At 60.8% G+C, this 25,021-nt stretch carries 26 protein-coding genes and 1 pseudogene; 13 read left to right on the forward strand and 14 right to left on the reverse strand.

Annotated features, from left to right (window positions below; all coding sequences use genetic code 11):
• The first annotated feature begins 122 nt into the window (after nucleotides 1-122).
• The 3 genes from AAFN84_RS10255 to AAFN84_RS10265 are packed head-to-tail and all read left to right on the forward strand — an operon-like array spanning nucleotide 123 to nucleotide 2,238.
• Entirely contained in the window at nucleotides 123-575 is a 453-nt protein-coding gene (locus tag AAFN84_RS10255) for an MAPEG family protein (protein WP_347514452.1), read from the forward strand.
• Between the two features lie 50 nt (nucleotides 576-625).
• A complete protein-coding gene (locus AAFN84_RS10260) occupies nucleotides 626-982 on the forward strand; it encodes a YciI family protein (RefSeq protein WP_347514453.1) in 357 nt (118 codons plus the stop codon).
• A complete protein-coding gene (locus tag AAFN84_RS10265) occupies nucleotides 979-2,238 on the forward strand; it encodes an RNA polymerase sigma factor (RefSeq protein ID WP_347514454.1) in 1,260 nt (419 codons plus the stop codon). Before AAFN84_RS10260 ends, AAFN84_RS10265 begins: the two co-directional genes overlap by 4 nt.
• A 210-nt stretch (nucleotides 2,239-2,448) precedes the next feature.
• Here the strand turns inward: AAFN84_RS10265 and AAFN84_RS10270 are convergent, their stop codons facing one another.
• Nucleotides 2,449-3,351: a LysR substrate-binding domain-containing protein gene (locus tag AAFN84_RS10270; RefSeq protein ID WP_347514455.1), complete on the reverse strand. Its 903-nt coding sequence runs from the start codon at nucleotides 3,349-3,351 to the stop codon at nucleotides 2,449-2,451.
• 135 nt (nucleotides 3,352-3,486) lie between these two features.
• Here AAFN84_RS10270 and AAFN84_RS10275 point away from each other — a divergent pair, with 135 nt between their 5' ends.
• A complete protein-coding gene (locus tag AAFN84_RS10275) occupies nucleotides 3,487-3,816 on the forward strand; it encodes a nuclear transport factor 2 family protein (RefSeq protein ID WP_347514456.1) in 330 nt (109 codons plus the stop codon).
• A 49-nt stretch (nucleotides 3,817-3,865) separates the two neighbouring features.
• Here the strand turns inward: AAFN84_RS10275 and AAFN84_RS10280 are convergent, their stop codons facing one another.
• On the reverse strand, nucleotides 3,866-4,498 hold the full coding sequence (locus tag AAFN84_RS10280; RefSeq protein ID WP_347514457.1) for a hypothetical protein: 633 nt from the start codon (nucleotides 4,496-4,498) through the stop codon (nucleotides 3,866-3,868).
• 256 nt (nucleotides 4,499-4,754) lie between these two features.
• On the opposite strand from AAFN84_RS10280, the gene catB reads away from it, so the two are divergent.
• The gene (gene catB, locus AAFN84_RS10285) at nucleotides 4,755-5,381 is read left to right on the forward strand and encodes a type B chloramphenicol O-acetyltransferase (RefSeq protein ID WP_347515103.1); all 627 of its coding nucleotides are present in this window, start codon (nucleotides 4,755-4,757) and stop codon (nucleotides 5,379-5,381) included.
• 486 nt (nucleotides 5,382-5,867) lie between these two features.
• On the opposite strand, the gene AAFN84_RS10290 is transcribed toward catB, so the two are convergent.
• From AAFN84_RS10290 to AAFN84_RS10330, 9 genes are all read right to left on the reverse strand, one after another.
• The gene (locus AAFN84_RS10290) at nucleotides 5,868-6,779 is read right to left on the reverse strand and encodes an NAD(P)-dependent oxidoreductase (RefSeq protein WP_347515104.1); all 912 of its coding nucleotides are present in this window, start codon (nucleotides 6,777-6,779) and stop codon (nucleotides 5,868-5,870) included.
• 266 nt (nucleotides 6,780-7,045) lie between these two features.
• On the reverse strand, nucleotides 7,046-7,924 hold the full coding sequence (locus AAFN84_RS10295) for a formate/nitrite transporter family protein (RefSeq protein ID WP_347514458.1): 879 nt from the start codon (nucleotides 7,922-7,924) through the stop codon (nucleotides 7,046-7,048).
• Nucleotides 7,925-8,179: 255 nt separating this feature from the next.
• Nucleotides 8,180-8,425 (reverse strand): DUF6074 family protein, encoded by a 246-nt coding sequence (locus AAFN84_RS10300; RefSeq protein ID WP_347514459.1) that lies wholly within the window; start codon nucleotides 8,423-8,425, stop codon nucleotides 8,180-8,182.
• Nucleotides 8,426-8,581: 156 nt separating this feature from the next.
• Nucleotides 8,582-9,379: an SDR family NAD(P)-dependent oxidoreductase gene (locus tag AAFN84_RS10305; protein WP_347514460.1), complete on the reverse strand. Its 798-nt coding sequence runs from the start codon at nucleotides 9,377-9,379 to the stop codon at nucleotides 8,582-8,584.
• Between the two features lie 3 nt (nucleotides 9,380-9,382).
• The gene (locus AAFN84_RS10310; protein WP_347514461.1) at nucleotides 9,383-10,153 is read right to left on the reverse strand and encodes a glucose 1-dehydrogenase; all 771 of its coding nucleotides are present in this window, start codon (nucleotides 10,151-10,153) and stop codon (nucleotides 9,383-9,385) included.
• 243 nt (nucleotides 10,154-10,396) lie between these two features.
• Nucleotides 10,397-12,367 carry an ABC transporter permease subunit gene (locus AAFN84_RS10315; RefSeq protein ID WP_347514462.1) on the reverse strand — a complete coding sequence of 657 codons (1,971 nt, stop codon included), beginning with the start codon at nucleotides 12,365-12,367 and terminating at the stop codon, nucleotides 10,397-10,399.
• A 110-nt stretch (nucleotides 12,368-12,477) separates the two neighbouring features.
• Complete coding sequence (locus AAFN84_RS10320) at nucleotides 12,478-13,533, reverse strand: betaine/proline/choline family ABC transporter ATP-binding protein (RefSeq protein ID WP_347514463.1); 1,056 nt, start codon at nucleotides 13,531-13,533, stop codon at nucleotides 12,478-12,480.
• Nucleotides 13,534-13,587: 54 nt separating this feature from the next.
• A complete protein-coding gene (locus tag AAFN84_RS10325; RefSeq protein WP_347514464.1) occupies nucleotides 13,588-14,559 on the reverse strand; it encodes an ABC transporter substrate-binding protein in 972 nt (323 codons plus the stop codon).
• 374 nt (nucleotides 14,560-14,933) lie between these two features.
• Nucleotides 14,934-15,968 carry a GlxA family transcriptional regulator gene (locus tag AAFN84_RS10330; RefSeq protein WP_347514465.1) on the reverse strand — a complete coding sequence of 345 codons (1,035 nt, stop codon included), beginning with the start codon at nucleotides 15,966-15,968 and terminating at the stop codon, nucleotides 14,934-14,936.
• A gap of 235 nt (nucleotides 15,969-16,203) precedes the next feature.
• On the opposite strand from AAFN84_RS10330, the gene AAFN84_RS10335 reads away from it, so the two are divergent.
• From AAFN84_RS10335 to AAFN84_RS10345, 3 genes are read left to right on the forward strand one after another with little or no spacing between them, the layout of a single operon-like run.
• On the forward strand, nucleotides 16,204-17,361 hold the full coding sequence (locus AAFN84_RS10335) for an aromatic ring-hydroxylating dioxygenase subunit alpha (RefSeq protein WP_347514466.1): 1,158 nt from the start codon (nucleotides 16,204-16,206) through the stop codon (nucleotides 17,359-17,361).
• Nucleotides 17,358-19,007, forward strand: a complete 1,650-nt coding sequence (locus AAFN84_RS10340; protein ID WP_347514467.1) for a choline dehydrogenase — start codon at nucleotides 17,358-17,360, stop codon at nucleotides 19,005-19,007. Before AAFN84_RS10335 ends, AAFN84_RS10340 begins: the two co-directional genes overlap by 4 nt.
• Nucleotides 19,004-19,774, forward strand: coding sequence for a class II aldolase and adducin N-terminal domain-containing protein (locus tag AAFN84_RS10345; protein WP_347514468.1), 771 nt, complete (start codon nucleotides 19,004-19,006; stop codon nucleotides 19,772-19,774). The genes AAFN84_RS10340 and AAFN84_RS10345 overlap by 4 nt, the downstream gene beginning before the upstream one ends.
• A gap of 185 nt (nucleotides 19,775-19,959) precedes the next feature.
• Here AAFN84_RS10345 and AAFN84_RS10350 read toward each other — a convergent pair whose 3' ends face one another.
• On the reverse strand, nucleotides 19,960-20,148 hold the full coding sequence (locus AAFN84_RS10350; protein WP_347514469.1) for a hypothetical protein: 189 nt from the start codon (nucleotides 20,146-20,148) through the stop codon (nucleotides 19,960-19,962).
• The gene (locus tag AAFN84_RS10355; protein ID WP_347514470.1) at nucleotides 20,145-20,594 is read right to left on the reverse strand and encodes a MarR family transcriptional regulator; all 450 of its coding nucleotides are present in this window, start codon (nucleotides 20,592-20,594) and stop codon (nucleotides 20,145-20,147) included. The genes AAFN84_RS10350 and AAFN84_RS10355 overlap by 4 nt, the downstream gene beginning before the upstream one ends.
• 60 nt (nucleotides 20,595-20,654) lie before the next feature.
• On the opposite strand from AAFN84_RS10355, the gene AAFN84_RS10360 reads away from it, so the two are divergent.
• On the forward strand, nucleotides 20,655-21,023 hold the full coding sequence (locus AAFN84_RS10360) for a VOC family protein (protein WP_347514471.1): 369 nt from the start codon (nucleotides 20,655-20,657) through the stop codon (nucleotides 21,021-21,023).
• Between the two features lie 67 nt (nucleotides 21,024-21,090).
• Here AAFN84_RS10360 and AAFN84_RS10365 read toward each other — a convergent pair.
• Nucleotides 21,091-21,492 (reverse strand): annotated as a pseudogene (locus AAFN84_RS10365) (PRC-barrel domain-containing protein); the annotation flags it as partial.
• Nucleotides 21,493-21,614: 122 nt separating this feature from the next.
• Here AAFN84_RS10365 and AAFN84_RS10370 point away from each other — a divergent pair.
• The 4 genes from AAFN84_RS10370 (at nucleotide 21,615) to AAFN84_RS10385 (ending at nucleotide 24,816) form a co-directional block, all read left to right on the forward strand.
• A complete protein-coding gene (locus tag AAFN84_RS10370) occupies nucleotides 21,615-21,770 on the forward strand; it encodes a hypothetical protein (protein WP_347514472.1) in 156 nt (51 codons plus the stop codon).
• A gap of 125 nt (nucleotides 21,771-21,895) precedes the next feature.
• A complete protein-coding gene (gene rsgA, locus AAFN84_RS10375; RefSeq protein WP_347514473.1) occupies nucleotides 21,896-22,903 on the forward strand; it encodes a ribosome small subunit-dependent GTPase A in 1,008 nt (335 codons plus the stop codon).
• Between the two features lie 198 nt (nucleotides 22,904-23,101).
• Nucleotides 23,102-23,521, forward strand: coding sequence for a CopG family transcriptional regulator (locus tag AAFN84_RS10380; RefSeq protein WP_347514474.1), 420 nt, complete (start codon nucleotides 23,102-23,104; stop codon nucleotides 23,519-23,521).
• Between the two features lie 29 nt (nucleotides 23,522-23,550).
• Entirely contained in the window at nucleotides 23,551-24,816 is a 1,266-nt protein-coding gene (locus tag AAFN84_RS10385) for a PHB depolymerase family esterase (protein WP_347514475.1), read from the forward strand.
• Nucleotides 24,817-25,021: the final 205 nt, after the last annotated feature.

The following is a 25,021-nucleotide window of genomic DNA, read 5'->3' on the forward strand; positions in this document are numbered from 1 at the left end:
GAGTTGCGTGTCCGAAAAGATAGAGGCCTTGACGGTCGGGCGGAGCCAAAGCCTCTGTGAGTTGCGTGCACTCCCCCATCGAGAGTGAACCGCCCGGTGATGGTTCAATCAAGATTTTTTCAATGACGGAGTCGATTTGTCGTTTCCCGTTCGTCAGTGCCCCGCAATATCAAAAAAGCGAGGGCACCATGCCATTCCAAGTCACTTCTATCTACGCCGCCATGATCGTGCTTGGCGTGCTCATACTGAGCAACGTTGTCAGTGCGAACCGGGGACGAACGGGGACCTCCATCTATCACGGCGAAGACCAGCGCCTTGGCCTGGCCGTTCGGCGACACGGAAACCTTGTCGAGAATGCCGCGCTGGCCATGCTCATGCTCGCGCTCTGCGAGGCAAGGGGCTTGCCCGGCTGGGGGCTTCACACGCTTGGCCTGATACTCGTCGCATCACGCATTGCACATGCAATTGGGCTTGATGCCGACAACCCGATGAAACCACTCCGCATCGCTGGCGGCGCCGGGACCCAACTCGTGCTGCTGGCCACGGCGGGCTACCTGCTCTGGTCGCAATTCTAGTCTTGCGGCAGCACAATTTCCATCCAAACTGACCCTCCAAGGAGAAACCAATGAAATACATCGCACTGATTTACTCGGACCCTGCTGCGGCTCCCGCCTTTGACTCGCCTGAGTTCGGCGCGTTCATGGCATCGTATCACGCCGCCAATGAACGCTACTCCAAGGACGCGGTTCTCGTACTGGGCGAAGCGTTGAAATCGGCCTCGACCGCGACGACGCTGCGTGTCCGGGGCGGCAGGACCGAGACAATGGATGGGCCGTTCGTCGAGTCCAAGGAACAGCTTGGCGGTTTCTACGTCTTCGATTGCGAAAACCTCGACGAGGCGCTCAAATATGCCGCGATGATCCCGGCGGCGCAACACGGCGCTGTCGAAGTCAGGCCAATCGAGGACTACGGCCGCTCATGACCGATATGGTCGACGAGGCCGCGATACGGACCGCAATTGCCGGCGTTGTGCGCGGCGATGGTGGGCGGTTGCTGTCGAGCCTCGTCGCCAATCTGCGCGACTTCCAACTGGCTGAAGACAGCCTGCAAGACGCGCTGGAATCTGCACTGATCCACTGGACACGCTCCGGGCTGCCGACCACGCCAGCGGCCTGGCTGATGCAGACGGCGAGGCGCAAGGCCCTGGACAGGCTTCGCCGCGCTGCGAATTTTCGATCCAAATCGTCCCAGATCGCCCTGGCCGAGGAAATCATTCGTGCCGACCGGGATGCCGGGGAAAAGGAAGCTATTTCCGATGACCGTCTTCGGCTGATCTTCACCTGCTGCCACCCGGCCCTCGACAGCCGAACGAGCGTGGCTCTGACATTGCGCTCTGTGGCAGGATTGACCACGGAAGAGATCGCGAAGGCCTTCCTGGTGTCCAACGAAGCAATGGCGCAGCGCCTCGTCAGAGCCCGGCACAAGATCGCCCAGGCTAATATTCCCTTCGAGGTTCCGCGACCGGAGACGATGGCGGAACGTCTTGATGCGGTGCTGACCGTGATCTACCTAATTTTCACCGAGGGGCACTCGTCCAGTGATGGGCAGTTGTTCAGAATCAATCTATGCGAAGAGGCCATTCGCCTAGTCACGATATTGGCCGACCTGTTGCCCGATCAGCCCGAGATTGAAGGCCTGACCGCGCTCATGTTGCTGCATACCGCCCGCACCGGAACACGCCTCTCCGGTACCGGCGAGATGATCTGCCTTGAGGATCAGGACCGTTCACAGTGGGACAGCGACCGTATTGCTGCCGGCCTTGAACTGATTCAGCGGGCCTTGGCGAGAAAGTCGGTCGGACAATATCAGCTGCAGGCCGCGATAGCGGCACTGCACGCCGAAAGCCCGAGTTTTGCGGAGACCGACTGGGCTCAAATCGCCCTTATCTATGCAGGCTTGTTTGATATCCGACCAAACCCGGTCTTTGAGCTGAACCGGATTGTGGCTGTATCGTACAGCCAGGGTGCGGAGGTGGCTCTGGTAGCACTGGATGGGCTGGCTCTGCCATTATCCGGCTACCAGCCCTATTACGCGGTCAGGGCTGATCTGCTCGTACGGCTGGGTGATCGCGAAGCCGCGGGCCGAGCATACCGACGCGCGATCGACCTGTCCTCATCGCCTGCGGAGAGACAGTTCCTGAAACGCAAAGCTAACGTTGCTCCACGCGACGGTGAATGACCGCTCTCCAGATTACGGTGCACAACCCGAAACGACCAAATGGGGTCGTGAGCGGTCTAGGCACACTTTGCCAGATGATGTCGGCCCAGAACGGCAGCTCACCGCCGAGCGTTGCCCAGAACCGGACCGTCGATAGACGGCCCCCAAACGGACGCTACCGAGCCGGCGCCGAGATGCGCTTCCATAGCCTGACTCTATGGCGCCAGCGTCTCAGGCGGTCGTCCTGCGGTACAGGCGCGCCATCTTGATGAAGGCGCGGAACGCTGCTGACGGATTCTGGCGGCCAGGGTAGTAGAGGCAAAGCGGTGCTGTTGGCGGCGTCCAGTCCTCGAGAACACGCTCCAGCCGCCCTGCGGCGATGTCCTCGCGCACGTCCGCTTCCATGAAGAAGCCGATTCCGATTCCATCATGCACCGCGATCAGCGCCAGCGTCGTCTCGTCGAGCGTGACGGGACCGGTGACGTCGATCTGCACGGGATTGCCGTCCTTCTCGAATTGCCATCGGTAGAGCGCGCCGTTGGGCAGGCGAATGCGGATGCAGCTATGGCCGAGAAGGTCCGGCGGCACCTGCGGCCTGCCATGGATTCTCAGATAGGCCGGCGTCGCGACGACGGCGAAGCGGCGGGCCGGGCCGAGCGGTACGGCGATCATGTCGCTCGGCACGAGATCGGCGGTCCGCAGACCCATGTCGAACCCTTCGGCGACGATGTCGACGATGCGGCCCTCGGTGACCAGATCGACATGGACCTGGGGATGGCGTCGCAGGAATTCGAGTACCAGCGGCTGAAGGATCTCGCGGGCGCCGCTGGCAAAGGCGTTGATGCGCAGCGTGCCCGACGGCGTGTCCTGTTGCGATCGCACGGCGGCAACCGCCTCCTGTATCTCGCGCAGCGCGGGCGAGATCCGGTCGACGAAGGTTTGGCCCGCATCCGTCAGCGAGACACTGCGGGTCGTGCGATTGAACAGGCGCACGCCGAGCTGGCGTTCGGTCTTGCCGATCAGATTGCTGAGTGCGGTGGTCGACAGGCCGAGTTCGAGGGCGGCCGCGCGAAAGGATCCCCGCGCAGCAATCGCAAGCACCGCTTCCAGCTCGATCAGGCCCTGACGTGACATTGTCCAGCTTTTCGCAATGAGACGTTCAGCTTTGTCCCAATTATCGTGACGAACGTCCAGACCTAGATTGCAACCACCAACGGCGGATCGGGTCACTGATCCGGTCCCCGCCATCCCAGAAGACGGAGATACAAGATGGACGTGCTGCTACCCAGGCCGATCGCCGCCTATTTCGAGGCTGACCGGAACAGGGACGCCGACGCCGTCGCGGCGTGCTTTGATATCGACGGTGTGGTGAAGGACGAGCGGAAGCGTCACGTTGGACGTGAAGCCATCCGTCGCTGGAAGGCGGAAGCCTCCACGGCATACAGCTACACGGTCGAGCCTTTCGCGATCTCGACAGATGAAGGCCGGACGGTCGTGACAAGCGCGGTCACCGGCACCTTTCCCGGCGGCCCGGTCGATCTCAGATATTTCTTCGTCCTCGAAGAGGACAGGATCGCCGAACTGGAGATCGTACCGTGATCCCGTTCTCCGCGACCTATCGACGAAACTCCCCGCGGCCTGCGCGGGCTTAGCGGAGCAGGCCATCGAGGTCGAAATCGTCCCAACCCCTCAGCGGCGCGGCCGGGCCGTCCCGGCGGTCTGCGACAGCGGGTGCGGCGTCGGCGAGCTTTTGCGCCTTCTTCAGCGCGGCCTTCTGTGCGCCCCGCCGCCGGTTCTCGGCAGCGGCCAAGGCATCCACCTCGCGCCACATCTGGGGCAGATCTCGGTCGAGAACGTCCTCGACATGGCGCGGATCGAAGACGTGGAAGGTGATCTTCCGCGCCCGGCCGCGCAGTTTGACCGTGCGGGTCCCCGCACTCTGGAGCCGGCCGTCCTTCAGCCAACGATGCCGTTCGGCCGGCTTGATGGAAAGGATGTCTTCAATTTCGCGCGGAATCACGGGGAGGTCCTCGATGCCGACGAGCTTGCCGGTGATGGCATCCTTGGTCGCGCGATGATCGTCCGCGTCGTCTTCTGCCGTGCGCAGGACGATCGTGCCGGGCTCCACGTCCACCAGCCGCCGCTCCGCAAAGGGAAGATGCGCTCTGATCTCAAGCAGGATGCCCCTTGCGCGGACAGACGATCCCAGGGTCGCGGCCGGCGACAAGGGCCATTCCCGGATGAGCCTTGTCGGAGGCTTCTGTTTCGGCGATCGAGGCATCGTGGTGAGATGGCGTCAGGAAGGGCGGCATTCAAGCGAATTCGAGCGGCGTATCAGGCTCTTTATCGATCGGCCCTCTGCGACCGGTTGCGCCAAGCGCTTCTGTTCGGTATTGGCGGCTCATGAAGTCCTGTCCGAGTACCACCTGCATGACGCCCCCGCGCTGAGCGCGTGAGGGGCATGAGAGCGAGCGGCCGCGCGTGGCTCGCATCCCGGCGTTTGTCCAATGCAAGCGCGCTACATGCAGAGTTTCAAGATGGACAATTTCTTCGAGAGCCCTTTCAGGGGCAAGCTGCTCGTCGAGCAGGTGAGCAACCCGAACATCATCGTCGGACGCTACAGCTACTATTCCGGTTACTACCACGGGCACAGCTTCGACGACTGCGCCCGCTTCCTCAGCCCGGAGGAGGGAGCGGATCGGCTGATCATCGGCAGTTTCTGCTCGATCGGATCCGGTGCGGCCTTCATCATGGCCGGCAACCAGGGCCATCGACACGAGTGGATCAGCACCTTTCCGTTCTACTGGATGCCGGAGGTGCCCTGGTTCGATGGCGCGCGAAATGGCTACCAGCCGGCCGGAGACACCATCATCGGCAACGATGTGTGGATCGGGTCGGAGGCGATCATCATGCCCGGCATCAGGATCGGAGACGGAGCGGTTATCGGCACGCGGGCGGTCGTCACCCGTGACGTCGAACCTTACGCGATCATCGGCGGGAATCCTGCCAGGACAATCAGGGCGCGCTTTGATGCCGCCGACGTCAAACTGCTTCTGGAGATGAAGTGGTGGGAGTGGGCAGACGAGCGACTAAGGGATGCCATGCCCATTCTGACCAGCGGCGAAATCCAAGCCCTCCATGAGTACTGGCGCGCTTTCGCTTAACTATCGAGAAGGAGGCTCATCCCCTTGCGGTGAGCCTCCAGACCTTTCGGCGACTGCACCGTGTCATGGCGGACCACATTCGTGGGGCGGGCAAACCGCCAGCACACTGCTCGGCGCTACCCATCCCGATCCTGACGACGGATCCGTGGTCGACAGGAAAGATACGCGGATCAAGGCGGCGTGCTGCTGGCGACACCTGGAAATGGCGGCGAGGATATCGGGGACGTTCGGCCCTGTCGGCGATCTGCTCGCGAAGCTGGCGCATTTCCTCTCGCTTCGGCGTCACGATCTGTCCGCGCTCGCGCCAATATGCGATGGCCCAAATCCAGCGTGAGAAGACCCCTGCCGCAACGCTCGCCCAGGTGATCCGCGCGAGCCAAAGCGCTTGCCGCTGCGGTCGAGCGACCGAGATAGAGAGCCGGAACGGGAGCAGCCGTCGAGATAGCCGGCGCCCGACGGCTCCGTGATGGTTTTCATCGATTGGGCCTACTGCGTTTGCGGGTCTGCGCCAGCGACATAGCGGCGCCAGTTGTGTTGTTCCTTGAAACCCAGAACCTCCCGGATCTTGCGGTTTGAAATGGGTGCTTCGAAAGCGTCCATGGGCCGCACGATTGGGGTGTTCGGCGCCCATTTGGCGAGAAACACTTCACTGGGTTCGTTGGCAGTGATCTCGTCATTGACGGCATTGAATACCTGGAAGCCGAGACCATCCTTGGCAATACACCGGTCAACAATCTGACCCAGATCGCGCGCGTCGATATAACTCCAGGCGTTGCGCTTGCGAGACAGCGGATCGGCGAGGAAAGCCGGAAAGCGAGCATAGTCTTCCTGTTCGATGACATTGCCGATGCGCAGGGCATAGATGTCTGCGCCCATTCGCTGGGCGAAAGCCTTGCCGGTCTTTTCGTTGACGAGCTTCGACAGGCCGTAGCTGTCCATGGGATCGATGTCATAGTCTTCTTCGAGAGGAAACTGCCGGTAGTCCTTGTCGCCCTCGGCGAAGCACACGCCATAGGTGGTTTCGCTCGAGGCGATGATGATCTTGCGGATGCCGAGTTTGGACGCCGCTTCGATGACGTTATAGGTCGAGGTGACATTGGCTTTGAATGTTTCATTGTCCGGTCGCAGCAGCACCCGGGGTATGGCCGCGAAATGCACCACGGCATCGACGGGCGCCGGCCCATCCCCGGTCTCGAACCCTTCAAACCCGAAATGCATCGAGAGCGCATTGAAGACTTGGCCGCTGTCGGTCAGGTCGGTTTGCAGCGTATTGACGCCCTGCATGTCGAGGGGGGTTAAGTCGAGATTGAGGACGCTGTGACCTTGCGCCATGAGATAGGCAACGGAGTGGCGCCCCGCCTTTCCGCTCCCGCCAGTGAAGATAATCCGTTTGCTCATGGCTTTCCCTCGCTCCATCGATTGACTGTCGTCGCGCTCGTTCTCCCGCCCGATGATCTAGGGCAAGAGCCTGCTTACGGCGAAAGATAGACCGATCATGTTGAAGGCTGGACATGGTGCTTCAAGATTACCCGCTCTACCTGCATATGCGGTCGCCGAATATCTTGGATACGCGGACAGGATGTGCGGCGCGGGCCGGACGAGCAAGCCGGCTCGACACGCCACGTACGGCGGACGCGTTCGCACAACGGGCAGTGGCAGAGCGGTCAACCTGCGCCTGGTCGCGTGCCGTCCTCTTCGAGCTCGGGAGCGACCTGCCCGAAGTTCAGGCAGGCGACAAGAGTTACCCCACCAAGGACATTGCCGAGCAGCGTGGGCACAAAGAAGCGGATCATGTAATCGGCCAACGTCGCGTCGCCCAAATGTACGAGGAATGACGCTTCGACCGATCCGGCGATGACATGCGCCAGGTGGGCGAGCGCCACAACATAAGTCACGACGATGATCACGAACGGCCTGGCATCGCCCGCTGCTGGCATGAGCCAGACCATCAACGCGACGAGCCATCCCGCGAACACCGCTTTCAGGAAGGTCGGCCAGAAGTCGTTCTCGATGGCGTTCTGCGAGAACGTTGCCATCGCGGAGCGGATTTCCGGGTCGAATACGGGGGTGTGTGCCAACACGGCGGAAAAGACCCAGGTCGCCGCGATGTTCGATGCGAGGACGATAGACCAGAGCCGGAGAACCTGGAGCAAGTGATGGCGGTCGCGAAACTTGAGGAGGGGCAGGACGGGCGTAAGCGTGTTCTCGGTGAAGAGCTGCTGGCGCCCGAGGACCACGATCAGGAAGCCCACCGTATAGCCGAGCGAGGTTAGCAGATGCTCCCAGGACGTATCCGGTAGCGCCACCATTATGATCGCCGGCACCACGATGGAGAAGCCGATCGATAGCCCGGCCGAGAATCCGGACAACATCAATGCCACACTGCTGCGGTGAAGTTCCCTTTCTCCCTCCGCCCTAATGGTCTCGTGGATCAACGCCGCGCTGGGACGGCTTTGATTATCGACCGCCTTCTTTTCCCGCTCGTTCAGGTTAGACAACTCGGAGGCCGGTGTCAGACGGTTCTGGTCGGTATCGTAATTCACAGGAATGGCCTTTTGCTTGGAGCGCTGCAGCCAAGCTGCTTAGCGAGACCATCGAGGACGCGGTCAGCCTTTATTTCGGCCGCTGCTGCCGCCATGTGAGGTGTCAAACCCGCGCTGCAGACTAACCGTCGTCGCTTCGATCCGTTCCTTGCGATGTCCAAGACCTCCCAGCTTCGAGACGCCAGATCCGCCTCAGGCGCATCACCCTCATCGCTTCGGGAGCGAAGATCTGGAGGTCTGCCGGAGGTCGCCTCCTCAGCCGCTTGCCTTGATCGTGTTGACTTCGATTTCGGCGACGACTGCGTAGAGAAGGCTCCGGACCTGATCTTCGGCTGATTGAACAGAAATGCCGCTTCTTGTGAGCCGACTCAGAAGATCCTTGGCGGTATCGCGCCAGAACAGCGTGGCGGCCTGTCCTTCCTTTGATTGCAGAACGCGAGCCAAGTCGGTGACAAGCGTTCGCCGCCGGTGCAGCGGGAATGCAACGATTTCTGACCCCATGAATGCTCCCTCCGATTCGAGGGGGAGACTAGAGACGGGATGGTTAACGGCGGGTGAGCGCTGAACCACGTGCCCTTCGCTACGGCTTCACTCTTCCTGCCACCATAGCTTCCTACTTGCCGCTTCTAATTGCCCGACGACGCTGCCGGCGATGCGCTACCAGAGTGCGCCACCGGTGACCTGAATGTTCTCCATCGTCAGGCCACGGGACGCATCGCTGCATAAGAAGGCGACGAGATCGGCGATCTCTTGAGGTTGGATGATCCGCTTTTGAGGATTTTCGTCGGCGATATCGGCGATCGCCTGCTGCACCGACCGTCCCTTGCCCTCGGCATGCACGATCTCTTCCACGTCGCGTCGCATCAACTCTGTTTCAACCCATGTCGGACTGACCATGACGCAGTTGACGCCATGTGCGGCCCCTTCCAGCGCCACGCAGCGGGTGAGGCCGAGGAGACCGGCCTTGGAGGCGCAATATGCCGGGTTGTCGGCCCAGCCTACTGTTGCCGCGGTGGAGCCGATATTGATGATCCGTCCGTGTCGGTTTTCGATCATCGAAGGCAACAGCGCCCGCGTCATACGGAACGCTCCCGTCAGGTTGGTATCGAGGATGTCATGCCATAGCGCATCGCTATGGCCGCAGACCGGCTGTTCCCTGGTCATGCCGGCTGCGTTGACGAGAATGTCGATGGCACCGAGCGCTTCTTGTGCAGTTGCGACGAAGGCATCGATGCTGCGCTGATCGGTTACGTCCAGCGGCCCGGCATGGACCTTTTGACCCGCGGCGCGCAGCTGATCGAGCTGCCCGGCATGTCGCGGATCGTCATTGCCCCTCGCAGAGCGCGAACCCACCGCCACCGAGGCTCCCGCGCTGGTCAGAGCGGTGGCGATCGCCAGTCCAATCCCTGAAAGCCCACCGGTGATGATCGCTTGTCTGCCTGATAGATCGCTCATCGCTTACACCATCAGATAGCCGCCATCGACGACCATCTCCGCTCCCGTCACGAATGTCGATTCATCGCTGGCGAGATAAAGAACCATGTTGGCGATATCCTCCGGCACACCAAGCCGCCCGATGGGATGGCGCGCGAGAGTCTTCGCCCGCGTATCCTCCAGCTTGCCGAGGCCGGAGAGATAATTTTCGGTCTGCGGCGTCCAGATATAGCCGGGGTGGATGGAGTTGCAGCGAATGCCATAACCCTGTTCGCCGCAATGTACCGCGACGGCCTTGGTCATTGTCCGCACCGCGCCCTTTGCGGCGCAGTAGGCCAAAAGCTCGCTTTCACCGATGATGCCATCAATGGAGCTCATATTGATGATCGAGCCGATGCGGTGCTCCTTCATCAGCGCAACGGCGTGCTTGCAGCCGAGAAAGACGCCCTCACCATTTACATTCATCGACGAGCGGAACTGGGCCAGGTCGCAACTCTCGATGTTGCCGATCGGCGCAATTCCCGCATTGTTGACGAGGATGTCAAGGCGGCCTTCGGTTTCGCGCACTGAGGCTGCAACGCGGTCCCAGTCCTCGGCCTTCGACACATCGTGCTGAAGCGCGCGTGCCGTGCCGCCAGCCTCGCCGATGCGTTTCACAGTCTCTTCCAGATCCGGCATGCTGATATCGGTGCAGATCAGCTTGGCGCCCTCGCGTGCCAGCATTTCGGACGAGGCCCGGCCAAGTCCCATGCCCGCGCCAGTGACGAGCGCGATCTTCTTTTCGACACGACCCATGCAAAATCTCCTAATTGTTTCTGTCGGTTCCGTCGGATCGGACCCCACCGCGCATTCTGGTGGGGGCCCGTTGTGCCTCCAGGCATTTGTCATCGCCGGGAGACGGCCTTTGAATAAAACTCTTGTCCTGCCACATGTGCTTCTTCGCGGCTGCCAGCAATGATGTGGCCCCTCCCCTCGGGGCTGGTCGATGATCGGCAGCCAGCCCACAGGCGTTGCGCGTGGAGAAGGAGACCCTCGCGCCTAGGCTTGCGGTTGGTCCATCGCACCGCGCTGCGGGATCACTGCCTGCAGGATCCTGTCCGTCGTCATGGCGATGAGAGCCATTCCAAGCCCAGCCACCAGCCCGGCGCCGGCATTCGCCTCTCCCAGGGCGACGAAGATCGCCTGCCCGAGCCCCGTGGTGCCAACCAGCGCTGCGATGGCAAGCATCCCAAGACTGTAGAGGATGGTCTGGTTGATCCCGACTAGGATCTGCGGAAGAGCTTGCGGTAGCCGGACCTGCCAGAACAATTGCCAGTTGGAACAGCCGCAGGACCGGCCCGCATCGATCAGCGTCTTGGGGACCGTGCGTAGGCCGTTTTCCGTGTAGCGGATCATCGGCACGATCGCATAGGCGATGATCGCCAGCAGCGCGGTGAAATCCCCGACCTGAAACAGCATCAGGGCCGGGATCAGCAGCACGAATTGCGGCAATGTCTGCAATGTGTCGTTGACCGGTCTGATGATGCCCGACACCGTTCTTGACGAAGCGGCCCATATCCCCATCATCCCGCCGAAGACGATGCAGAGGAACACCGCCACGGAACAAAGGTAGACGGAGATCATGGCCTGCTCCCAGAGGCCGGTGATCAGCAAGAAGGCGACCGAACTGCCGGAAAAAAGCGCGAGGCTCGTGCCACCCACCTTGTAGGCGACCAGTGTCATCAGCAGCAAGACGGTGAGCCATGGCAGCCCAGTGGTCCCGAAATAGATCACACCCGCAAGCACGAGCACCGTGACCCCGGCTTTCCATCTGGCGAACCCGAAAGCGACGGCACAGCTCGCGAAAGCGAGCACCCAGTAGGCGGTCTTCATCGCCGGTGTAAGGGTCATTCCCCAGGTGAAGGGTACGATGGCCCGTTCCAAGCCGAGCTTGACCGGCAGAAGAATAAAGAACTGGATCGCGTTCTTCACCTCGGCCATGAGGTCGCCATAAGTGCGGATGAAGTCTGTCGTGGCATCGTTGACCGCTTGGGCCGGAGAATAAATAAGTCCGGCGGGCCATTCACGGAACGCTGGAAACATGTGTGCTGCCAGCACGGCCGTGGTCACCACCATGGCGAGGATCGCCACGAACCGGGACACGGGCAAACCGCTGTAGCTCGCCGTGGGAAGCTGGCGCGCGGCGTAGGCTGCGCTCACCCGGTCAAGCAGGATCGCCAACAAGACGATTACCGCGCCCGACAGCAGGCTTTGACCAAACTGTGCCTTGCGCATGGCCGATAGCACGGCCCAACCGATATCGTCGAAGCCGCCGATAATCGCGGCGATGATGACCATGGAAAGTGTAGCCATGGTGGTCTGGTTCACACCGACGAGCATCTGCGGCAGGGCCGTGGGCAACTCGACCCAGGCGAATTGCTGCCGCCGCGAACAGCCCGACATGCGCGCGCTTTCGAGCACGACTGGCGAGATGCTCTGCAGGCCAAGGATCGTATTGCGCACCATCGGGGGGATGGCGAAGACCACGCTGGCGATCAGACCAACGACAGGACCGAAGCCGAAAAGCAACAGGATCGGAATCAGGTAGGCGAAGGGCGGCACCGTCTGCATGAGATCGAGTATCGGCATGACAAGATGGCGTGCGCGGCGCGATCGAAACCCCAGATAGCCGATTCCAAAACCGATCAGGACCGACAGTGGCAGGGCAACCAGGACCAGAGACAGGGTTCTCATGGCAGGAACCCAGTATCCCGAGACCAGAACATAAAGCAGGATCATGAAGGCCTGAACAGCGAGTTTCCACCCGCCGCCCTGCCAGGCTATGAGTGCGAACACGGTAAGCGACGCCACCCAGGGGGCTTCGATCAGCAGCGACTGTACGGCGGATACAGCGATGCCCAGGCCGCCGCTGATGGCACGAGAAATCCCGCGCATCCATGCGACGATCCAATCCATCCCCACGTTGATGGCCTCGGCGAGCGGCAGAGTCCAGGATTCCGGATAGGTCACGGTCTGAGGAAATTCGGCCCTTTGACTAACCAGTATGGCGCTCAGCAAGCAGACGGCCAGCCAAGGCCATGTCCGGATGCAGGAAGCGACGAAGTGCCGTGTAAAAGCGCTCAATGGGTAGGCTCGGGATCGTCGTGGTAAAGCGAGCGGATGACTTCCAGAGGGTGCAGCGACCCCATGATCGCGCCGTGATCATCGACCACGTCGACCGTTTCGGTGCTGTTGTCGAACAGCTTGATCGCCTCCTGCAAAATGGCGTTTCGGGCCACAGTCGGGTGGGTTTCGCCATCCCTCCAGGGCGGGCTCATCACGTCGCGGGCGCGCAGGACATTGGCCAGGGGTACGTCCCCGATGAACTCACGCACATAGTCATTGGCGGGCCGCAACACGATATTGGCGGGCGACCCGATCTGGACAATCTGGCCATCTTTCATGATGCAGATATTGTCGGCCAGTTTCAGCGCCTCGAGGAAATCGTGAGTGACGAAGACAATCGTCTTGTGCAACTGCTTCTGGAGACGCAGGAACTCATTTTGCATTTGCGCCCGGATCAGCGGGTCGAGCGCCGAAAAGGGTTCGTCCAAGAACCAGAGCTCCGGTTCCACGGCCAGCGAGCGGGCGATTCCGACTCTTTGCTGCTGCCCTCCCGAGAGCTCGTGAGGATAGGAGCGTTCCTTGCCGCTCAATCCGACCAGTTCAATCATTTCGAGGGCACGCGTGAGACGTCTGTCGCGTGACTGGCCCTGGGCCTTCAAGGGAAAAGCCACGTTCTCGACGACATTGAGATGGGGCAGCAGGCCAAAACCTTGAAAGACCATCCCGATCTTGCGGCGACGTATCTCGGTCAGTTCCTTCGCCGAAGCGGCGAGCAGGTCGGTGCCGTCCAGCATGACATGCCCTGCGGTCGGCTCGTCCAACCGCGATATGGCGCGCAGGACCGTTGACTTGCCCGATCCTGACAATCCCATGATCACGAAGATCTCACCTTGATGGATATCGAAACTCACATCTGCGGCTGCGATAAAATGGCGCCTCTTTCGCGCATGGTCCAGTCGATCGGCGTGCGGGAGGCTCTGAAGCTCGTCAGACAACAGCCGTTTTGGATTGCTGCCGTAGATCTTCCACAGGTTCCGGACCGACAGTTTCGGTTCCGCATGACTCGTCATATTGTGCTCCGACAAGTGACGCGGCCCCTGCCCCGGGGCCGCGTCGGGCTCCACCTACTGGGTCGCGGCATCAACCCATGGCTTCCAGGTCGAGGCGTTGTTTTCCACCCAGGCAGCAACCACGTCCTCGACAGGCTCTCCATCCTGGTCGATCGCCTTCATCATGGCTTCTTGTTCGGCTGTATCCATCTGATAGGCCGACAGGAATTCCCAGGCAGCGGGCCATTTGTCCTCGAAACCGGACCAGGCGACCTTCATCGTTTCGGGTGCTTCCACGCCACAGTCCCCGGTCGCGTCTGGATTGGGGCCCCAAGAAGGATCGCTCTCACAGGCCGGCTCGTACTCGGGCAGTGAAACCCAACCCACCTCCACCTCGGCGAAGACCCAGTGAGGACCCCAAAACATCATGACGAGCGGAGACTTGCGCGTGTCCGCCGACCTCAGTTCGGCGACAAGCGCGCCCTCGGATCCGGCAGGCACTGCCGTGTAGTCCAGTCCCATGCTATCGATGATATCGGCAGAGCGGGTACCCCAATCAGCGGGATAGGCCAGGATACGGCCCTTGGGGAACGTGTCTGCGGTGACCAGTGTTTGCTGGCACTCGACCAGTGCGGTCCAATCTGGCAGGCCGGGGCACTCTTCCTCCATGTGAATCGGATAAAGCCACCCCTCACGCGTGGTCAGGCCCAGTGGACCGATATCAACAATGCTGCCCTCCTGCTTCATCTTTGGATAGATATCGCCGGTGTTGTTGCTCCAGACTTCCAATGTCGCGTGAAGGTCGCCATCGCCCAGCGCCGTGAACTGCGGGTAGTTTCCTGCGGTGATGTATTCGACGTCGTAACCCATCGTGCGCAGCACCTCGCCGGCAATATGCGTCGTGATGTGCTGACCGGTCCATTCGCTGATTGCCAGCTTGATGGTTTCGTCGGTATCGCCGAGCTCCGCCGCTGTTGCCGCACCGGCCAAGGCCATGGTGACCGTGCCCATAGCGAGCGCCGAGCTGAGTTGCTTGAGGTTGAACATGATGTCTCCTGTGGCGGTTTTCGAGCGTTCCATATTCGTGGCGCCATAGCGTCATGCAGTGGCTGACGCAGGAACATTTCTGCAGCCACCGCTCGTCCCCTGGATTGCAAGAGGTCATACAGCGCGAAAGCAAGATACTGACCCAAGAACCTCCGACTTGATCAGAAGCGCCACCATCGCACTGCTTCATAGGAAAGCACGGCACGAAAAAACGACCTAGAATCAATTGCATTCTTGTTTTTCAGCTGGGTGGCTTAGCCGCTCACGGAATCTTTGATAGAATCAGACAATGTTGGCGGATTGGATCAAGAGAGGTGCACACGCCTTCCGGCCGCTGATACGCGCGCGCCTGCCACCAAGCGCCCATGGTATCGCTACCCCGCGTCGGGCGGCGTCGCCATGCTGTGATACACCGAGGCATCAAGAGACTGCCCCCGATCGCGGCTTGGTGCGACCCCAAACCGGCTGCGATAGGTACGCGAGAAGACTTCCAAAGAGGAAAACCCGCAGGCGATGGCAATCTCCGTGATCGAGATGGCGGTCAACTGAACCATCTGATGCGCCTTGGCCAGGCGCAGCTCGCGGTAGGTGGCCTCTATTCCGCGACCCAATCGGGCACGGAAGAGCCGCTGGAGATGCCGGGATGATACGCCCACCATCGCCGCCAGCTCCGCGCAGGAAATCGGCTCCTCAATGCGCTCCTCCATCAATGCGTGGGCGCGGGCCACAGGGTCGCGAGCATCTCGGCTTTCCGAAAACTGCGCCACTTTCGTGCCCTTAGATGGTTGCGGCCGGGAGCCGGGTCGGCGACTGTCCACCAGCAGGTGTTTGCCTACCTCGGAGGCCAGGGCGTCGCCGGCATGCTGCGCAATCAGATCAAGCATCATGTCCGCTGTGGCGCTTCCTCCGGCCGAAAGCGGGTGCTTTCCTGCCGCCGCGAACAACGTTTCCGTGATCTGCAGATCCGGGTGGAGTTCCTCGCTGCCTTTCGCATTGTACCAATGAACCGGAATGCTGCCGCCGCGGATAATGTCGGCTTCTATCAAGAACTCGCTGCCCGTCTCAATTGCGCCGACGCGCACGCCATTGCGATCGGCCCTACGCAGCCAGTTCATCAGCCTTGGATCCCGGGTCGAATCGGGGGCCTCGAAGCTGGCGATGACGAAAACGGTATCGAAGGGCAGTTGAGGTTCGCCCGACAGCGGTTCGTCGACGGCGATCAACCCGCCGCTGCTCGAGCGCACGGCGAGCCCGTCTGCGGATAAGGTGGTCCACTCGAAAATCGACCGCCCGGCCAGCCAGTTTGCAATGAACAGCGGCTCGGTAACGAGGGCGACCGACAGGCTGGAGAAGCCTGGCACCAGCAATAGCCCATAGCGATGCAGCGTCGTCTTCTTAGGATCGGTCATGGCCTTCCAATCACTTGATGGATGCGGCTCAAACTTGGCGTGCAAAGTCAAAAGTGTCAAAACAATTGAAGGCTACGAAATCAATCGTCTATAAGCCTTTGATTTAAATATATAAAAAATCGCACACAGTTTCCACGCGACCGCGGCCGCCTGGCGCAAAGCATCAAACGACTGCCTGCGGCAGACGTACGATCAAGGCATCACATGAACGAGCATGTACGAAGAGGAAGCCAAGATGGGCGCATTCGCTCCGCTCCAAAATCCAGCCGATATGACATGGGACTATAGCGATCCGGTCAATGGGCAGACCCTGCCGGCCCCCTATTTTTTCGACCCGCAGATATTCGGAGAAGAAAAACAGCGCATCTTCATGCGCTGCTGGCACCTCGTGGGCCACGTCAATGAGTTCAGTGCGGTTGGCAACTACGTCGTGCAGGACATCTTCGAGCAGAGTGTCGTCGTCACCGCCGCCAGGGATGGCAACATCCACGCTTGGCACAATGTCTGCCGGCACCGCGGCAACCGGCTGATGAACGAGCGGCGGGGCAAGGTAACCGGTGTCCTGCGCTGTCCGTATCATTCATGGTGCTACAACCTAGATGGGGGCCTGCGCGCCGCGCCGCGCACCGAGCATCTCGACAATTTCAGCCCCGAGGATCACAGCCTGCGCAAGGTGCGGCTGGAGATCTTCGCCGGCTGGGTCTTCGTGACGCTCGACGATGATGCACAGCCGATAAGCGAGATGGCCGACGGGGCGGAAGAGGTGATGCGCCGCTACCTCCCCGATATGGACGATATCGAATTGGTCGAGGAGACCGATGTCATCGTCGATGCGAACTGGAAGGTAATTCAGGAGAACTCCATCGAAGGCTATCACTTCGATCTCAGCGGTCCCGTCCACAAGGACCTAGCCGCATTGATCGATTTCAAGAACTACACGCTGACCTCGCATGGCGACTGGTGGACCTATATCGGGCCGCCCAACAAGGATGTCACCCGAGCTTATGGATTGCCGCTCGAAGGGGCGACCTGGCAGACCGATTCCTTTTTCAACATCGGGCTCTGGCCGAACACGACTCTCTATTCGTTCCCTTATACCGACATGATCGGGACCTTCATCATGATCCCGCTCGGGCCAGAAAAGTCGCTTCTGCGTTTCGGTTATTACGCGCCCAAGGGGCGGTCTGTGCCAAAGGTGACCAAGGCCGCGATCGAATGGATGAACACCCAGCTCGGCCCCGAAGACATTGAACTGAATGTCAGCAACCAGAAGGGTTTGCATTCCATCGGATTTGGTTCAGGTCGTTACCTGATCGACGAGAAACTACCGAACCAGAGCGAGCATCTGGTGCATAACTTCCACAAGCTCTGCTACCAGGCGATCAAAGAATGATCGGCGAAACGTGGGATTACGTGATCGTTGGAGGTGGATCGGCGGGATGCGTGTTGGCTGCCCGGTTGTCCGAAGACCCCGACACGACTGTCCTGCTTCTCGAAGCGGGACCTGAGGACCGATCAATGTGGCTGCGAATGCCGGCCGGCATGTCGCGGGTCGTCTGGGGCAAGCGATACAGCTGGTCCTTCATCTCGGACCCAGAGCCACATCTCGGCGGGCGGCAACTGGGTCATCCACGCGGCAAGGTGCTTGGCGGATCGTCTTCGATCAACGGTATGGTCTGGCTGCGCGGTCATCCGCGCGACTATGACGGATGGGAAGAGCGCGGCGCCACGGGGTGGAGCTATGCCGATGTCCTCCCCTACTTCCAGCGCTCGGAGACGGCCGACCAGACTGCCGATCTCGCACGTGGAACGGATGGTCCGATCCGTGTGACGCGGCCTCGGCTCGAGCCCAGCTCCCTGGCTGATGCATTCGTGCGGGCAGGCGGCGACGCAGGATATCCGATCCTCTCCGATTTCAACGCAGGCGAACAGGAAGGCTTTGGCCCGATCGAACGCAGCACGCATGGTGGCGTCCGTACGAGCGCATCGCGCGCCTATCTGAAACCGGCCCGCGGCCGGAAGAACCTGACCATCGTGACCAGCGCCCTGGCGCAGGAAGTGATCCTCGAAAAAGGCCGTGCCAAGGGCGTCCGATATCTGAAAGGCGGTAAGTCCACCGAGGTTCGAGCGCAGCGCGAAGTCGTTTTATCGGCGGGAGCAATCGGCTCTCCGCACCTGCTGCAACTTTCCGGGATCGGCCCAGCCGGCGTGCTTGAAGCGGCAGGTATCCGCGTGCGCCATGATCTGCCCGGTGTCGGCGAGAACCTCAACGACCATCCTGATCTGGTGATCCAGCATCAATGCCTGGAGCCGGTAAGCATCTATCCCGTAACGCGACGGCGGCAAAGCTGGATTGCGGGCGCAGAATGGGCATTGCGCGGCACCGGCCCGGCTGCCAGCAACCAGTTCGAAGCGGGTGGATTCGTCCGGTCGGGGCCCAATGTGGGACACCCGGACCTTCAGTTCACCTTCATGCCCCTCTCCGTGGTGCCCGGCACGGTGGATATCCGGCAGGAACATGCATTCCAGGTGCACATCGATCTCATGCGTCCGCGCAGCCGGGGTCACGTTCGGGCTCGCACTGCCGATGCCAGGCAGGCTCCCGCGATCCTGTTCAACTACCTCGCTGATCCTGCCGACCGGGCTGACCTGCGCGGAAGCGTTTCGATTCTGCGTGACGTATTGGCTCAGCCGGCCTTATCGCGCTTTGCCGGACCGGAGCTGTTTCCTGGAAAGCAAATGCAAGGCAGCGCGGAAATCGACGCCTGGATCAACCAGACACTCGAGACCTGCTATCATCCGGTCGGCACCTGCAAGATGGGCAGCGAGAACGATCCGGACGCTGTCGTAGATCCCGAATGCAGGGTGCGCGGGCTCGAAGGTCTGCGCGTGATAGATGCCTCGATCATGCCGGAGATCGTCAGCGCCAATACAAACGCGGCCACAATCATGATTGCCGAGAAGGCAGCCGACATCATTCGCGGCAGATCACTGCGAAGTGAAGAGCCCTTTGCAACAACAGGAAGGCGCCAGGCATGACCACAATCGCAACGTCAGGAAAGCCGAACCATTCCCACGCAAGTGATGAGCGCGGCATGCGCGAGGATCTTGCCGCGATCTTTCGCTATTTCGCCAGGCTAGGCATGCATGAATCAGTTGCAAACCATTTCAGCCTTGCCGCGTCTCCCGACGGCCGGAAGTTCCTGATGAACCCCAGGGGCCGGCACTTCTCGCGTATCCGAGCCTCGGACCTGCAGCTCATCGATGCAGAAGATCCCGAAACCTTGCAGCGGCACAACGCGCCCGACCCCACGGCCTGGTTCATCCACAGCCGCATTCACCGGCGACTGCCTCACGCGCGTTGCATCCTTCACCTGCATCCGCGCTATGCCACGGCACTCTCTGCGCTGGCTGACAGTTCGATACCGCCGATCGACCAGAACACCATGCGGTTCTTCAACAGAGTTGCAACGGATGACGGGTTTGAGGGCATGGGCCTGTCAGACGAGGAAGGCGATCGCCTCGCTGCGCGGCTAGGGGACAAGAGCGTATTGATGATGGGCAATCACGGCGTGCTGGTTGCGGCGCCGACCGTCGCACGCGCCATGGACGAGATGTACTATTTCGAAAGGTCTTGCGAGACGCTCATGATCGCGTATGCGACCGGCCGTCCCCTGCGGATTGCTCCCGACCACGTCGCGGAAAATACCGCCCTGCAATGGGAGGAATACGGCCAGCTCGCGATTGATCACCTGAGCGAGGTCCGCGCGATACTCGACGCGCAAGAGCCCGACTATCGAGACTGAAGGCCTCGGTCCTTCGGGAAATTGGCGCCCAACGCATGTGGACGTGCTGTGCGGGTGCTAATGACAGCGCCTGCAGCCCCCAAAGGCGGATCGGCTCAGTTTGTCGGGCTCGGTGATCAGGAAGGCCCATGGCAGCGGCCATTGCCCCGGTTTTCGACCTGCATGTGTGGGAGCGGCGCCCAGAGTCAGACCGTCGTGAATGCATGCACCACCGGGCCCTCGCTTACGCCCTCGCGCGGGCAGCAATAGACGATCCAGTCGCCCTTCTTGAGCGATCGCACAGCTACGTGCTTGCCATGCCCGAGTTGGGCGAAGCCCCCATCGCGTCCGTCGATTGCGTGTTGGACCGATGCGACACCCATCCAGAATGTCACTTTTCTGTCCCCTCAAGCGCCTCGGCGCAGCGATGAAGAAGTTCACCCAGGAGTTTTGTCTCTTCGTCGGTGAGCTTGGCCAGCATCTGGCGCTCGACCGTCTCCGACGCAATCGCGCCGGCCACAGCGGCTGCTTTCCCCTTGTCTGTCAGCTCAGTCATTATGAGCCGGCCGTGCTGAGGATGTGGCGTGCGCACAATGAACCCGTCCCGCTCAAGGGTAACAAGCATGCCCTGCATGGACTGTGGGGTCACAAATGCCGTGCGCGCAAGGGAAGCGTTCGAAATCTGCGGATTGTCGCCGATGGCAAGCAACACTGCATTTTGTGCCGCTGAAACGCCGCTTCCCGCCAATTCCGCTTCCAGCCGCTGGCGCAGCCGATGCTGTGTGATTTTGAGCGTGTAGCCGATCCAGGCTTCTCCACTGGAGGGTGTCATTTTGCGCATTGACGTATCAGGATCCTGATATTAATATAAAGAACCTGATAATAATCTGGAGCACATCGAATGACAATGCCGATCGGGCCATCCTTTATCGCCTTGCAGGTTCGCGATCTCGCGGCGTCTGTCGCGTTCTACAAGGATATATTTGGCTTCGTGACACAGGACCGTAATCCGCCCGGGGCCATCGTGTTCAAAACCAACCCGATTGCGTTGGCGCTTCGCCAACCGCTGCAGCCATTGCCCGCGACCGGCCCGCTTGGAACTGGCATGGTCCTGTGGATTGCCTGCGAGGATGCGGACTCCTATCAGGACCAGATTATCCAGCGAGGCGGAACGGTTCTAAGTCCAGTAAATGATGGCCCGTTCGGCAGGTTTTTTGTGGCCAGCGATCCTGATGGTTACGCCATCACGTTCCACACCGCACAAAAATAGAGCAATTCCACTGCAATTGCGGAGCGCGTTTCGCGCTGGAACGAGCAACGCAATTTTCTGCCACAGCTCACTTCGTTTCCGCGTTGGGCAAGTCCGTATTGATATCGGACTGACCAATGTCAGGCATCAGGCTCTGAAAGATGGTGTCGTTGGTCGCACGCCATTGCTCATCTGCCAGCCATAGATAGGTCTGGTCAGGCATCAACGGCACCTCCTTGACCTGCGCACTGGAAATTCGGAGGAAGAAGCTGTTTCGCGCCTGGTTTATCTGTAGGTAGCGCAGAGGTACGACGATGCTGTTTTCCCCAGCGATGAAAAACCCGTCCGAAGCTACAACCGCGTAGTCCCACCGATCCTTCGTGCCGATCACCACGTTGCGCACTTCACCCACAATCTTGTCATCTGAACTGCGAACCTCGGAGCCCACAATCTCATCCACGCGCAGGCCGGGTCCAAGTTCATCGATGCTGGTGCGTTAGGATTTGCCGCGGGCAGATCGCACCGGGTCGACAACTTGTCGATCGCACACACCGCGCGGCTTTGAGCACTATATACTGGGTTAGCGGACGAGGCCGCGTCAGTGGAGGATGGATGCCGAAGATCAAGGGCCAGAATGCTCGCGACAAAGAGCAGGCAAAGACGGCGAAGCTGCTAAAGAAGGTGGGATATACGACCCTGAAAGAGGCCGGGATCAAATCGACGCGGCCCAGCATGCCGAATCTGAAGGTCGAGAAGCGAGGCAAGTAGGCGGCTATGCGCAATGCGTTGCCACGGGACCATGGCTTGCCGTTGAGCAAGGACGCTCATTGCGCCTTTGCTAGCGCGCATTGAACCTTCACGACGTCTCTTCATGCGCAGTGACTGATGCGGAGTTGAACAAGGAAATGATCGTGATTGAACCGAGCCGCGAGGCAACACTGATCGCCTTGGGCTGGTCCAGCTTCTTTGGTGACCAAGTCAGCGAGGAAGAGGCCGGCCTCGTGCCCGTACGTATCACCCATATTCACCGCACACGAATAAGCGGAGACTCCGCCAATGGTCCGGTCGAACTCATGCTGTCGCCCAGCAGCACAAGCGGCGACTATGCGGTTGGCGACTTCGTCCTTGCAGAGCCCGACGATTTCCTTGTACGGCGGCGCCTCGCGCGCACCTCGCTGCTCGTACGGCGGATGAGTGACCGTAGCACTCAGCTTTCCGGCGCCAATATCGACGCGCTGTTTATCGTCACTTCCTGCAATGGTGATTTCAACGTTCCGCGGCTCGAACGCTACCTGGCCATGGCAGCACAGTGCCAGATCGCCCCGGTTCTGATTCTGACCAAGGCCGATGCAACGAAGGATTTGGGTTCCTTCATCGCGCAGGCTGCCGCGCTGGCGCGCGACCTGCCAGTGGTTGTGGTCGATCCGCGCCAGACCGACGCGCTGACCAAGCTGCGGCCCTGGTTTGGCTTGAGCAAGACCGTGGCACTTACCGGTTCCTCGGGCGTGGGCAAGTCTACTCTCGTCAACACGCTGGCGGCCAATGGCGCCGGCACCGCACAGCTCACCGGCGCCATTCGCGCCAGTGATTCCACGGGGCGGCACACGACGACCGCCCGCTCCCTGCATCGGGTCGCCGGCGGCGGCTGGGTTCTGGATTCTCCCGGCATACGCTCATTGCATCTGGGCGAGATGGCCGACGGTCTCGACGTGGTTTTTGCCGAGATCGCCGAACTCGAGTCCCAGTGCAAATTCCGCAATTGTACGCACACCCACGAACCATCCTGTGCCGTGCTCACCGCAGTCGGAGACGGGCGTATCGATTCCGAACGCTTCTCGCGTTGGCGCAAGCTGCACAGTGAGAACGCAGCTCTCGGCGCACTCAGGCCAAGCCGCCGCTGAGTCTTGCCTCATTGCTGCGCAGCCGCATGGCATATGGGGGAGGTTGTCGAGCTGACCACCTAAGCTTCTTACAAGAAACGCGGATCGCCGGGATGATGGCCTGCCTGCCGGGTCGCCGCCAATAATGGAAAATGCGATTGCGGCGCTTGAAACCATCCAGATAATATCCAAATACCATCCATATGGATGGAGAATAAGATGTCGGATCATGCAGGCAGGCTCCGGGACCGAGGCGGCGAGACGGAGAAGATCACCATCAATCTCGGCTATGTCGACCTCGGACGCGTCGACCTTCTCGTTCAGGAAGGGTTTTACTCCAACCGGACCGATTTCATACGCACCGCGATCCGAAACCAGCTTGCAGTGCAAGCCGATGCCGTCTCGCAGTCGATCGTCAGGCATACACTGGAACTGGGGCTTCGCGACTACAGCAGGGCTGACCTGGAGGCGGTGAAGGCCGCCGGCCAAAGGCTCCAGATCAAAGTCGTCGGGCTTGCTCGCATAGCGCCGGACGTTTCTCCCGAACTCGCACTGGCCACCATCGACTCCATCACCGTCCTGGGAGCACTGCAAGCCAGCGCGGAGCTGAAATCGGCGCTTGCCGGACGCATCCGATAGGGCAGTCTGCCCGACAAAAGGAAATGAACATGAACGAAAAATTTGTCGCAGCCATGCGCCGTGCGACGCTCTCCACACGCGCCTCGAACCTAGCCGAGGCCACGCGTGTGATCCAGGGCGCCCTGTTAGGGCATGCGATCTCGGAAGAGCGGGATGCTGGTACCGCCGACATCGTGCCCCCACCGGCGCGATCTCAGTCGAAGACCTTTCTCCTTGATCCAGATGCCGAACTTGTCGAGCCGTCCGAAACGTCACTGAAGGCGTCGGGCCGGCGAGAAATACCGCCCACATCGGACCGGTTGCGCAAGCCGTTGGGGGAAACCATCGGCATCCTGCGCCAGGGTCGCTTCTCGACCGACGCGCCGGCGTCTCTTGCCGGTATGGGGCTGACAGGTTTAGCCGGACCGGCTGCTCTTTCCGCGGTGCCGGAGGGAGCTCGGTTCGAGGCGCGATCCTTCACCTGCGCGGCGGGAACGCGAAGCTTTCGCCTTTACATACCCTCCTCGGCGCCCAGACCCCCGCTGGGCCTGATCGTCATGCTCCATGGGTGCAAGCAGAACCCGGACGACTTCGCGGCGGGTACCGGCATGAATGCAATCGCCGAGGCAAACGGGCTGCTGGTCGCCTACCCGGGACAGACGGGCGCGGACAACGCCTCGTCCTGCTGGAACTGGTTCCGACCCGGCGATCAGGCGCGCGACCGTGGCGAGCCATCGATCATCGCCGGCATCACGCGGGAGATCATGTCGGAGTTCCGCCTCGAGCGTGGCCAGGTTTATGTCGCAGGTCTGTCGGCCGGCGGTGCCATGGCTGCTGTCATGGGCGAGACCTACCCGGATATCTACGCTGCAGTCGGAATTCATTCCGGGCTGCCCTGCGGCGCGGCCAATGACGTCATATCAGCCTTTGCCGCCATGCGGGGAGAAGCCGGTCTTCCGCCCCAAAAGCCCTTGCGCACGGCAGCCAGTGCTTCAGGCAAGGTTCGCACGATCGTCTTTCACGGGACCGCAGACCGTACGGTCCATCCCTCCAATGCCAAAAGGATCGTGGCTGCTGCCTCACCGAACCGCGCTGACCTCACTGTCAGCGAGAAAGCAGATTGTACTGCTGGGGGGCGAACCTATACTCGAACGGTCATCGCGGACCCAGCGGGCTCGACGATGGTTGAATACTGGATGGTCGACGGCGCTGGTCATGCCTGGTCCGGGGGGCAGTCAGCCGGTTCCTACACCGATCCGAAAGGTCCGGATGCGTCCAGCGAGATGGTGCGCTTTTTCCTCGGCCAACAGAGCTGATTACTCCCCAAGTGTCGAAGCGCTCGACGCGAAGCTCCTAGGCCTGTGGAAGCGAAGAGCAGCATTTTCAATCAGTCAGAAGTAGGATCGGCACGCGCGATCATGACGTTGCGCTCAACTGTCGGACTATTGAGTGCCGCGATGTGATGCTCATCAAAGCGGCCGCTGCCGTAGGATAGACGGTCTTGCGCCGACGGCGATATCG

Source organism: Mesorhizobium sp. CAU 1741 (assembly GCF_039839275.1).
Classification (GTDB): Bacteria; Pseudomonadota; Alphaproteobacteria; order Rhizobiales; family Rhizobiaceae; genus Aerobium.